11 protein-coding genes are annotated in these 10302 nt (G+C 64.4%); 6 read left to right on the forward strand and 5 right to left on the reverse strand.

From position 1 onward, the window contains the following. Together JZZ72_RS26920 and JZZ72_RS26925 are read right to left on the reverse strand one after the other, a co-directional pair. On the reverse strand, positions 1-504 hold a 504-nt coding region (locus JZZ72_RS26920; protein WP_210015448.1), incomplete at its 3' end, for a DNA-3-methyladenine glycosylase family protein. A gap of 152 nt (positions 505-656) precedes the next feature. Beyond that, the gene (locus tag JZZ72_RS26925) at positions 657-1982 is read right to left on the reverse strand and encodes an aminotransferase-like domain-containing protein (protein WP_210015449.1); all 1326 of its coding nucleotides are present in this window, start codon (positions 1980-1982) and stop codon (positions 657-659) included. A gap of 88 nt (positions 1983-2070) precedes the next feature. Here JZZ72_RS26925 and JZZ72_RS26930 point away from each other — a divergent pair, with 88 nt between their 5' ends. The 4 genes from JZZ72_RS26930 to JZZ72_RS26945 all read left to right on the forward strand — a co-directional run bounded on the left by JZZ72_RS26930 (position 2071) and on the right by JZZ72_RS26945 (position 4410). Beyond that, positions 2071-3027: a threonine dehydratase gene (locus JZZ72_RS26930; RefSeq protein ID WP_210015450.1), complete on the forward strand. Its 957-nt coding sequence runs from the start codon at positions 2071-2073 to the stop codon at positions 3025-3027. A 57-nt stretch (positions 3028-3084) separates the two neighbouring features. After that, positions 3085-3339, forward strand: a complete 255-nt coding sequence (locus JZZ72_RS26935) for a type II toxin-antitoxin system HicA family toxin (protein WP_081315179.1) — start codon at positions 3085-3087, stop codon at positions 3337-3339. After that, on the forward strand, positions 3336-3668 hold the full coding sequence (locus tag JZZ72_RS26940; protein WP_043864168.1) for a type II toxin-antitoxin system HicB family antitoxin: 333 nt from the start codon (positions 3336-3338) through the stop codon (positions 3666-3668). The genes JZZ72_RS26935 and JZZ72_RS26940 overlap by 4 nt, the downstream gene beginning before the upstream one ends. An 82-nt stretch (positions 3669-3750) precedes the next feature. Continuing rightward, a complete protein-coding gene (locus tag JZZ72_RS26945; RefSeq protein WP_078481629.1) occupies positions 3751-4410 on the forward strand; it encodes a LysE family translocator in 660 nt (219 codons plus the stop codon). A gap of 193 nt (positions 4411-4603) precedes the next feature. On the opposite strand, the gene JZZ72_RS26950 is transcribed toward JZZ72_RS26945, so the two are convergent. Genes JZZ72_RS26950 through JZZ72_RS26960 form a run of 3 tightly spaced genes read right to left on the reverse strand, consistent with a single transcriptional unit; the run spans position 4604 to position 6850 of the window. Further along, the gene (locus JZZ72_RS26950; protein WP_054914949.1) at positions 4604-5383 is read right to left on the reverse strand and encodes a helix-turn-helix domain-containing protein; all 780 of its coding nucleotides are present in this window, start codon (positions 5381-5383) and stop codon (positions 4604-4606) included. 9 nt (positions 5384-5392) lie between these two features. Continuing rightward, a complete protein-coding gene (locus tag JZZ72_RS26955) occupies positions 5393-5863 on the reverse strand; it encodes a MaoC family dehydratase (protein WP_043864165.1) in 471 nt (156 codons plus the stop codon). Positions 5864-5905: 42 nt separating this feature from the next. After that, on the reverse strand, positions 5906-6850 hold the full coding sequence (locus tag JZZ72_RS26960; RefSeq protein WP_054914948.1) for an alpha/beta hydrolase: 945 nt from the start codon (positions 6848-6850) through the stop codon (positions 5906-5908). 201 nt (positions 6851-7051) lie between these two features. Between JZZ72_RS26960 and fadD2 the strand changes: the two genes are divergently transcribed. Both fadD2 and JZZ72_RS26970 read left to right on the forward strand, forming a co-directional pair. Next, positions 7052-8740 carry a long-chain-fatty-acid--CoA ligase FadD2 gene (gene fadD2 / locus JZZ72_RS26965; RefSeq protein WP_058541533.1) on the forward strand — a complete coding sequence of 563 codons (1689 nt, stop codon included), beginning with the start codon at positions 7052-7054 and terminating at the stop codon, positions 8738-8740. Between the two features lie 283 nt (positions 8741-9023). Next, positions 9024-10302: AMP-binding protein (locus JZZ72_RS26970; RefSeq protein WP_210015451.1), on the forward strand; the 1279-nt coding region annotated here is incomplete at its 3' end.

Genomic DNA, 10302 nt, shown 5'->3' on the forward strand with positions numbered 1-10302 from the left:
ACGGTAGCCTTCGCGCACGCCGAAGTCATCGGCGGGCAGGGTGTCCATGTGTTCAAGGGTGTAGATCAGCAGCATCTCCACGGTCCAGCGTCCAACCCCGCGCAGTTGCGTCAGGCGCTCGATCAGGCTGGTTTCGTCGAGACGGCGGGCCAGCTCATGGTCGGGTACCAGGCCGTCGAGGCGAGCCTGGGCGATGCCCTGGATAGTGGCCAGCTTGCTCGCGGAAAACCCGCAGGCACGCAGTTGCTCGGGCGCGGTGGCCAGCAGTTGCTCGGGGCTGGGGAAGGCCTGCCCGGGGTACAGCGCCAGGAACCGCCGCAGGATCGCTTCGGCGGCCCTGGCGTGCAATTGCTGGTAGGCAATCGACCTGACCAGCGCCTGATACGGGTCGCGGGTGGGCAGCGTTTGGTGCAGGCATGGGCCGATGCGCTCGATATGCGCGGCCCAGATCGGGTCGAGGCTGGCCAGGTGGGCGCAGGCCTGGGTGTAGAACAGCGGGTTCATGCCGGTTTCCGTGGGTAAGGGAGCAGGTTCAGTGTAGAAAAGGTGACTGGGGTTTCACTCCGGATGTTGCGATTGAATTGGAGGGCCTCTTCGCCGGCACCGGTACCGCGTTCTCTGCAGGAGCCGGCCTTGCCGGCGAAGGGGCGGCCCGCTCACCCTGAAACCACTTCCGCCACCCTTTCCAGCGCCTGCTTCAACTGCACCCGGCTCTGCGCCGCCGACAGGCTGATGCGCACCGCTGCCCGGTCGCCCTGGCGCACCGCGAACACCTCGGCTGGCACCACTGCCACGCCGGCATCACGGCACGCTGTGGCGCGCACACCGTTGACCCAGACATGCGGCGAAGGCACATCCCCCACCAATGCCTTGCCCAGTATCCGCCTGGCCATCCGCCAGCGCTGACCCACTTCTTCACGCTGCCAGGCCACGCGTCGCGCCGCGGTGCCGTCATCGATCCAGCGGCAGGCGATCTCCAGGTCCAGCGGCGACACCGGCCAGTGTGTTGCCTGGGCATGCGGGTCGATGCGCGCCAGCAACTCGGCGCTGCCGACGATCCAGCCCAGGCGCAAACCGGCCGCGACGCTCTTCGACAGGCTGGTGACCAGCACGCCGCGCCCGCCCACCTGTGCCAGCAGCGCCGGGGTATCGGCCAGGGCACCGTAGACATCATCTTCGATCAGGGTCAGGGCATGGCGCTCGATCACTGCGGCAATGGCGGCCTGGCGCGCAGCGCCCATGCAGGCGCCGGTGGGGTTCTGCAGGGTCGGCGTCAGCACCACGACCCGCGCGCCGGTGGCCCGTGCGACACGGTCCAGGTCGTCGGGCAGGATGCCCTGGCCGTCCAGCGCAACCTCGTGCAACGGCAGGCGCAATTGTCGACAGGCCGCCTTGATGCCGGGTGCGGTCAAGGCCTCGACCATCACGGCGTCTCCTGGCTGGCACAGCGAAAGCAGCACGTTGAACAACCCCAGCTGGGCACCGCCGCACAGCAGCACCTGGCGCTCGTCCAGTTGCAGGCCGCGCCGGCGCAGCCAGGCGGCGCCCTGAAGGCGCCCGCGCAGCAACTGTTCGGCACCCAGGTAATGCTCGAGCTGGCCGGCAGGGCCTTGTTCCAGCAGATGGCGCAAGGCATGCGCCAGGTCGGGGCTGCTGTCGTCGGCCACCGGCACATTGGTCGACAGGTCGATCTGCGTCGCTTGCTGGCCGGGTTGCTTGAGGCGGAACAGCGTTGCTTCCTTGCTGCCCGCCAGCACGTAGGTGCCGCGCCCTACCTCACCGGACACCAGGTGCCGGGCCGCTGCCTCGCGGTACGCCTGCTGGGTGGTGCTGGGGTTCAGGCCCAGGTTCCAGGCCAGGCGCCGCTGCGGCGGCAGGCGCTCGCCCACTTTCAGCTCGCCGCTTTCGATCGCCCGCGCAATCGCCTCGACCAGTTCGAGGTAGCGGGGCAGGGAGGTGTCGCCTAGGGTGGGGGTCCACATTTATTGTTGGCCATGCAATATAAGGGTTCACCCATACAATGCGGCGCGACTAGGATCAGGTCAATTCCCCTGGCCATCGAGGTGCCTCATGTTCGACCTGTCCGCCCTGCGCGACGCTGCCCGCCTGGTACACACCCGCGTTCCTGCCACGCCCCAGTACGCCTGGCCGCGCCTGGCCGAACGCGTGGGCTGCCAGGTGTGGGTCAAGCACGAGAACCACGCGCCCACCGGTGCCTTCAAGGTTCGCGGCGGGCTGCTGTACGTGCAGGCGCTGCTGGCGCGCTCACCCACGGTGCGCGGGCTGGTCACCGCCACCCGTGGCAACCACGGGCAGAGCCTGGCGCTGGCGGCGCGCAGTGCCGGGTTGCCGATCATCATCGTGGTGCCCGAGGGCAACTCGCGGGAAAAGAATGCCGCCATGCGCGCGCTGGGTGCGCAACTGGTGGAGCATGGCGCCGATTTCGACCTGGCGCGGGCCGAGGCGGCGCGACTGGCGCAGGTGCACGGCTATGAAAGCGTGCCGCCGTTCCACCCGGACCTGATTCGCGGCGTGGCCACCTACGCGCTGGAGCTGTTCGAGGCCGTACCGGCGCTGGACTGCGTGTACGTGCCGATCGGCATGGGCTCGGGCATCTGCGGGCTGATTCGTACCCGTGACCTGCTGGGGCTGCACACCGAGATCGTCGGGGTGGTGTCCACCGAGGCCGATGCCTTTGCCTCGAGTTTCGAGCAGAACCGCATCGTCACCACCGAAACCGCCAACACCTTCGCCGACGGCATGGCATGCCGCATGCCCTTGCCCGAGGCGTTCGAGATCATCCGCCAGGGCGCGGCGCGGGTGGTGCGCGTCAGCGACCCTGAAATCGCCAACGCCATGCGCATCTTCCACGAAGACACGCACAACACCGCCGAAGGTGCCGGTGCGGCGGGGCTGGCGGCGTTGTTGCAGGAGCGCGAGCATCAGCAGGGGCGCAAGGTGGCAGTGGTGCTCAGTGGCGCCAATATCGACCGGGAGCGGTATGCGCAGGTGCTGGCGGGTCACTGAAAGATCCTGAATGACTCCTTTGGAAAAAATGCTATCTTATTTTGATAGCATTTTCCGATGAACAATCGATATCGAAAGACCCTCGATGCCATTTTTCGGATACCGACTCTTTCTTCTGTGGTCTTCTCCGATATTGAAGCGCTGGTTCTCCATCTTGGGGGGCGGGTCATCGAGCGTGAGGGCTCAAGGCTCAAGCTGGTGCTGGGCGATCAGCAGTGGCGCTGCCACCGCCCGCACCCAGGCAAAGAGGCCAAGCGATATCAGGTTGAAGAAGCCCGTGAATTTCTCTCGCGGGCAGGAGTTCAAGTATGAGCAGCATGACTTACAAGGGCTATTCGGCCCGTGTCGAATACGACGCACGCGACGATATCTTCGTCGGGCGGGTACTCGGGGTTCGAGACATCATCAGTTTTCACGCAAGCTCCGTGAGTGCGCTGCATGAAGCGTTTAGCCTGGCGCTTGAAGACTACCTGGCCGATTGTGCTGAACAGGGCATCGCTCCCGAGAAACCGGCTTCTGGCAAGGTGATGCTGCGTATCCGGCCAGAGGTGCACGCCGCTGCCAGCATCGCGGCGCAGGCTGCAGGCAAGAGTCTCAATCAATGGGCCGATGAGGTCTTCGAGCGGGCCGCGCGGGCCTGAGCACGGCAATTTCTTCCAATACAACACCCTCCATCACTGAGTCTAATGGCGCCTGCCCTTCATCGTCGGTAGTCGAGCGTTCATGCCATTTTCCAACGGATTTCTTCTCAGCCTGTCGTTGTGCCTGGATATCGGCGTGGCCAATATCGCCATGATCACCCTGGCCATGCAGCGCGGCTTTCTGCAGGGCTTCTGGCTGGGGCTGGGCACCTGTGTGGGGGATCTGATCTATGCCGTGGCGGCATTGCTCGGCATGACCGTGCTGCTGCAGTTCACCAGCGTGCGCTGGGTGTTGTGGGTGGGCGGTTCGCTTTTGCTGGTGTGGTTTGCACTGAAGATGCTGCTGGCCGCCTGGCGCGGCAATGCGCATATGGACACCAGCCAGCAGGTGGTGCGCGAATCGCCCTGGCGCGAGTTTCTGCGCGGCATCTTTCTGGCCATGTCTTCGCCCAGCGCGATCCTGTGGTTTGCCGCGGTCGGCGGGGTGCTGATCTCGCGCTCCGGCGCAGGCGGCATGCTCGAGGCCGGGTTGTTTCTCAGCGGGTTCTTCATTGCCGGGCTGCTGTGGTGCGCGTCGCTGTGCACCTTGGCCAGCCACGGCGGGCGCCTGCTGGGCGACCGTCTGCTGACCTGGTCGTACCTGGCCTCGGCGGGCATCTTCTGCTATTTCGCGGTGTACGTGATCGTATCGGGCTACCGCGAATTCATCCTCGCCGCGCCGGTCGCCGGGGCGGGTCTATAATCAGTCGGTCACCGGCAAGCAGGTGTCGCGCTCAGCGGAGGGCCTGTCATGAAAGGTCTGGATGCGAAAAAATCGGTCAAGAAGAAACCCGCCAAAACCGCCAAGGAAAAGCGCACGGCAAAACGTTCCAAGGACGGGACGGCAGGCTTTTTGCCGCATTGACCGGTCAGGGCTGCGCCAGCAGCTCTTTTGCTTATGAAGGCTTGAACGCCTGCCAGTAATGATGGGGCGTGGCGCCCATTACCCGGCGAAAACTGTTGATGAAATGGCTCTGGTCGTAGAAGCCCAGAAGCTGGGCCACGTCCAGCGGGTGCAGGCCGGCGCGCAGGCAACGGCGTGCCTCGATCAGGCGCAGTTGCATGTGGTACTGCAGGGGTGCCAGCCCTGTGGCCTTCTTGAAGCTGCGCACGAAGTGGTACTTGCTCAACCCGGCCACCTGCGCAAGCTCGTCCAGCTCAAGCTTGTGCCCCAGGTGCTGGCGCATGAACTGCAGCGCCTGGGCCAATGCGTGGCTGTATTCGCCGGGCCTGCCGGGCGACTGCTCCAGCCATTGCGCCAGCAGGGCCAACAAGGCTTCCTCCTGATGGCCGGAGTGTGCCGGCGCACGGGCGAAGGCCACGATCGCCTGGCACAGCGCAGGCTGGTCGAACACGCCTTGCTCGAACAGCGGGCTGTTCAGGTTGTTCTGGCTGACCAACCGGGCTATCGCCTCGGGCGCCATGTGCAGGCTGATGTACTCCACGCCTGCCGGGTCGAAGGTGGAGGCCTGCACCGCCAGCGGGTTGTACAGGGTCACCTGACCCGGCGCCGCCTGCAGCTCACGTCCGTCCAGCCAGATCTGCTCGCAACCGCTCAGGTTAACGCCCAGCACATACTCGTCATGGGCATGACGCGGAAAGCTGGCGGCGCTGGCCCTGACCCAGTAGGCCTCGACCAGGCCGCCCGCCTGCAGGTGCTCGGTAACCAGCGCCATGGGCCGCTATCAGCCGATGGTGATCGGCGGCGGGCTCACCAGGTCGACGCTCTGCTGCTTGCGCGGGGCGAGGATCTCGGCTTCGCCGTCCACCACCAGTTCGTCGTGCTGGTTGAACACGCGGGTGGCAATGCGCACGCGGAACTTGGGCAGCTTCTCGAGGATTTCCAGGCGCACGGTCAGGGTGTCGCCGATCTTCACCGGCTTCTGGAAGCTCATCTGCTGGCCCAGGTAGATGGTGCCGGGGCCGGGCAGTTCGCAGGCCACTGCGGCACTGATCAGCGCGCCGCTGAACATGCCGTGGGCAATGCGTTCCTTGAACATGCTCCTGGCCGCGAATTCGGCATCCAGGTGCACCGGGTTGTGGTCACCGGACATCGCGGCGAACAGCTGGATGTCGCGTTCTTCGACCGTCTTGCTGAAGCTGGCGGTCTGGCCCACTTCGAGGGCTTCGTAAGGCGTGTTGGTGACCTGGGTCATGCAGGCTGTTTCCTTCAAGGTTCGGACAAGGTGCGTACTGTATCACTCGCTGCGGGCAGGGCGGCCCTGGGTCAGCGCCTGCTCGAGCCAGGCGATGAGCGCCGCCGTCACCTCGTCACGGTTGGTTTCGTTGAGCAGTTCATGGCGTGCCTGCGGGTAGAGCTGCAATTGCACGCGCTGATTGCCGGCAAGGCGCAGGGCGCCGACCAGATCCTTCAGACGCTTGCCGGCGCTCACCGGATCACATTCGCCGCCCATCACCAGGATCGGCAGGTTGGGATCGATCTGTGCCAGGTGCCGCGGCTGGCTGATGTGTTCCAGGCCCATCAGCAGGTCGACCCACAGGCGGTTGGTGCAGCGAAACCCGCACAGCGGGTCGGCCACGTAGGCGTCGACCTCGGCGCTGTCGCGGCTGAGCCAGTCGAAGGCTGTGCGGTTGGGCTTGAACGCCTTGTTGAACGAACCGAACGACAGCCAGTCGATCAGGGCGCTGCGTCCCAGCGGGCCCTGGCGCCAGGCCTCGAGGCGGGCGATCACGCAGGCCGCGCGGTACAGCGCCGGTGGCTGGAAGTTGGAGCCGCTGAGCACCGCCCCCTGCAGGCTGGCGCTGTGGTGCAGCAGGTAGGCCTGGACGATGTAGCTGCCCATGCTGTGGCCGAACAGGAACAGCGGGGCGCCCGGGTGCTGCTGGCCGATGTGCTGGGCCAGGCTGGCCAGGTCGTTGACCACGCTGTCCCAGCCCTGGTGGCTTGCGAACAGCCCCAGGGTGCCGTGTTCGGCGGTGCGCCCGTGGCCGCGCTGGTCGTGGGCATACAGCGCGAAGCCGGCAGCGCTCAGGGCCTGCCCGAGGCGCTGGTAGCGCCCGGCATGCTCGGCCATGCCATGGGCCAGCAGCACCACGGCCCGGATCGGCGCGGCGGGCAGCCATTGATACACATGCAGGCTGCAATGGTTGCTGGCCGGCAGCCAGAACACGTCGTGGTTCATGGCGGTTCCCTTGCGCAAGTGGCTGATCCTGCAAGTGTATAGCCCATTTGTGTAATTGAACGGATGATGGCAACAAGATTCAGAATGTTAATGACAGGTCTTGGCATGTTTGCCCCCTGCGGCTTAACTGCTAACGTCGGCACACGATGCGATTTTCTGCATGCAGGCAGCCCACAGGCTCAGGAATGAGGACAAGAATAAATGCAAGCTGACTTCTGGAATGACAAGCGCCCCGCGGGCGTGCCCTCACATATCGACCTGACTGTCTACAAGTCGGTGCTGGAGGTGTTCGAGCGCTCCTGCAAGCGCTTCGCCGACCGCCCGGCGTTCACCAACCTGGGCGTCACCCTGACCTACGCCGATCTGGATCGCCAGTCCGCGGCCTTTGCCGGCTACCTGCAACAGCACACCGACCTGGTCCCGGGTGATCGCATCGCGGTGCAGATGCCCAACGTGCTGCAGTACCCGATTGCGGTGTTCGGCGCGATGCGCGCCGGGCTGATCGTGGTCAACACCAACCCGCTGTACACCGCGCGCGAGATGCGCCACCAGTTCAAGGACTCCGGCGCCCGTGCCCTGGTGTACCTGAACATGTTCGGCAAGCTGGTGCAGGAGGTGCTGCCCGATACCGGCATCGAGGTGCTGATCGAGGCGAAGATGGGCGACCTGCTGCCGCTGGCCAAGGGCTGGCTGGTGAACACCGTTGTGGCGCGGGTCAAGAAGATGGTGCCGGCGTATCACCTGCCCCAGGCGGTGCCGTTCCGGCAGGTGATGCGCCAGGGCCGTGGCCATGCGCTCAAGCCGGTGCAGGTGACGCTCGATGACGTGGCGGTGCTGCAGTACACCGGCGGCACCACCGGCCTGCCCAAGGGCGCGATGCTCACCCACGGCAACCTGGTGGCCAACATGCTGCAGGTGCTGGCGTGCTTTTCGCAGTTGGGGCCGGACGGGCAGAGGATGATCAAGGAAGGCCAGGAGGTGATGATCGCGCCGCTGCCGCTGTATCACATCTATGCTTTCACCGCGAACTGCATGTGCATGATGGTCACCGGCAATCACAACGTGCTGATCACCAACCCGCGCGACATACCGGGCTTTGTCAAAGAGCTGAAAAAGTGGCGCTTCTCGGCATTGCTGGGCCTGAACACGCTGTTCGTGGCACTGATGGAAAATCCGGATTTCAAGCACCTGGACTTCTCCTCGCTGAAGGTCACCAACTCCGGCGGCACGGCGCTGGTCAAGGCCACTGCCGAGCGCTGGGAAAGCATCACGGGGTGTCGCATCGTCGAAGGCTATGGCCTGACCGAAACCTCGCCGGTGGCCAGCACCAACCCCTACGGCCAGCAGGCGCGCCTGGGTACGGTCGGCATACCGCTGCCCGATACCGCGTACAAGGTGATCGATGATGACGGCAACGAGCTGGCCCTGGGCGAGCGCGGCGAGCTGTGCATCAAGGGGCCGCAGGTGATGAAGGGCTACTGGCAGCGTCCGGACGCCACCGCCGAGGTGCTCGATGCGCAGGGCTGGCTCAAGACCGGCGATATTGCAGTGATCGACCCGGACGGCTTCACGCGCATCGTCGACCGCAAGAAGGACATGATCATCGTGTCGGGCTTCAACGTGTACCCCAACGAGATCGAGGACGTGGTGATGGCGCACCCCAAGGTGGCCAACTGCGCGGCCATCGGAGTGCCGGACGAGCGTTCCGGCGAGGCGGTGAAACTGTTCGTGGTGCCACGCGATGGCGGCGTGAGCGTCGAGGAGCTCAAGGCCTACTGCAAGGCCAACTTCACCGGCTACAAGGTGCCCAAGCAGATCGTGCTGCGTGATTCGCTGCCGATGACCCCGGTGGGCAAGATCCTGCGCCGGGAATTGCGCGATATCGCCTGAAAGCCATTCGCTGGCAAGGCCGGCTCCTACTTTGCCGTGTAGGAGCCGGCCTTGCCGGCGAAGCTTTTGCTGAATAGACCCTTTACTCTAAAAATGACTACTGGGTATTCGTTAGTCATTTATGTGACTTTGCGGCCCACTTTGGCTCTAGGCGCCCTCTGGCAAAGCTGCTACTCTCGGCGCGCTTCTGATGCTTCGGTTTGTAGCAATCCGTCATCACATATCAATAATAATCGCGTCGACTGCGGAGAAGATTTCGCTGTTGCTGGAGGAGTGGGCTTCCATGATCGAACACTTTTGGAAGGATAAGTACCCAGCCGGGGTTGCCTCGCAAATCAATCCTGATGAGTATCCGAACATTCAAGCGGTATTGAAGCAGTCCTGCCAGCGTTTCGCCGACAAGCCGGCGTTCAGCAACCTGGGCAAGACCCTCACTTATGGCGAGCTGTATGAGCTGTCGGGGGCGTTTGCCGCCTACCTGCAGCAGCATACCGACCTGCAGCCCGGTGACCGCATCGCGGTACAACTGCCAAACGTATTGCAATACCCCGTGGCCGTCTTCGGTGCGATGCGCGCCGGGCTCATCGTGGTCAACACCAACCCGCTGTACACCGCGCGGGAGCTGGAACACCAGTTCAACGATTCCGGTGCCAAGGCGCTGGTGTGCCTGGCCAACATGGCCCACCTGGCCGAAAAGGTCGTTCCCAAGACCCAGGTCAAGCACATCATTGTCACCGAAGTGGCCGACCTGCTGCCACCGCTCAAGCGTCTGCTGATCAATAGTGTGATCAAGTACGTGAAAAAGATGGTGCCGGCCTACCACCTGCCCAAGGCCGTCAAGTTCAACGATGCGCTGGCCAAGGGGCAGGGCAAGGCGGTCAACGAAGTCAGCCCCGACAGCGGCGATGTCGCCGTGCTGCAGTACACCGGTGGCACCACGGGTGTGGCCAAGGGTGCGATGCTGACCCACCGCAACCTGGTGGCCAACATGCTGCAATGCCGTGCGCTGATGGGCTCGAACCTGGGCGAGGGCTGCGAGGTCCTGATCACGCCGCTGCCGCTGTACCACATCTATGCCTTCACCTTCCATTGCATGGCGATGATGCTGATCGGCAGCCACAACATCCTGATCAGCAACCCGCGCGACCTGCCGGCGATGGTCAAGGAACTGTCCAAGTGGAAGTTCACCGGCTTCGTCGGCCTGAATACCCTGTTCGTGGCCCTGTGCAACAACGAGACCTTCCGCAAGATGGACTTCTCGGGGCTCAAGCTCACCCTGTCGGGCGGCATGGCCCTGCAGGTGGCGGTGGCCGAGCGCTGGAAGAGCGTCACCGGTTGCTCCATCTGCGAAGGCTACGGCATGACCGAGACCAGCCCGGTGGCGGCGGTCAACCCGGCCGAGCACAACCAGATCGGTACCATCGGCATTCCGCTGCCGTCGACCCTGTGCAAGGTGATCGACGACAATGGCAAGGAGCTGGCGCTGGGCGAGATCGGCGAGCTGTGCATCAAGGGCCCGCAGGTGATGAAGGGCTACTGGCAGCGCGAAGAGGCGACCACCG

Source organism: Pseudomonas palmensis (genome assembly GCF_017848315.1).
Classification (GTDB): Bacteria; Pseudomonadota; Gammaproteobacteria; order Pseudomonadales; family Pseudomonadaceae; genus Aquipseudomonas; species Aquipseudomonas palmensis.

Bases quoted from the DNA above. Each gene is read 5' to 3' on its own strand.
- JZZ72_RS26925 (WP_210015449.1), bottom strand. From the start codon at position 1,982: ATGTGGACCCCCACCCTAGGCGACACCTCCCTGCCCCGCTACCTCGAA.
- JZZ72_RS26930 (WP_210015450.1), top strand. From the start codon at position 2,071: ATGTTCGACCTGTCCGCCCTGCGCGACGCTGCCCGCCTGGTACACACC.
- JZZ72_RS26935 (WP_081315179.1), top strand. From the start codon at position 3,085: ATGAACAATCGATATCGAAAGACCCTCGATGCCATTTTTCGGATACCG.
- JZZ72_RS26940 (WP_043864168.1), top strand. From the start codon at position 3,336: ATGAGCAGCATGACTTACAAGGGCTATTCGGCCCGTGTCGAATACGAC.
- JZZ72_RS26945 (WP_078481629.1), top strand. From the start codon at position 3,751: ATGCCATTTTCCAACGGATTTCTTCTCAGCCTGTCGTTGTGCCTGGAT.
- JZZ72_RS26950 (WP_054914949.1), bottom strand. From the start codon at position 5,383: ATGGCGCTGGTTACCGAGCACCTGCAGGCGGGCGGCCTGGTCGAGGCC.
- JZZ72_RS26955 (WP_043864165.1), bottom strand. From the start codon at position 5,863: ATGACCCAGGTCACCAACACGCCTTACGAAGCCCTCGAAGTGGGCCAG.
- JZZ72_RS26960 (WP_054914948.1), bottom strand. From the start codon at position 6,850: ATGAACCACGACGTGTTCTGGCTGCCGGCCAGCAACCATTGCAGCCTG.
- fadD2 (WP_058541533.1), top strand. From the start codon at position 7,052: ATGCAAGCTGACTTCTGGAATGACAAGCGCCCCGCGGGCGTGCCCTCA.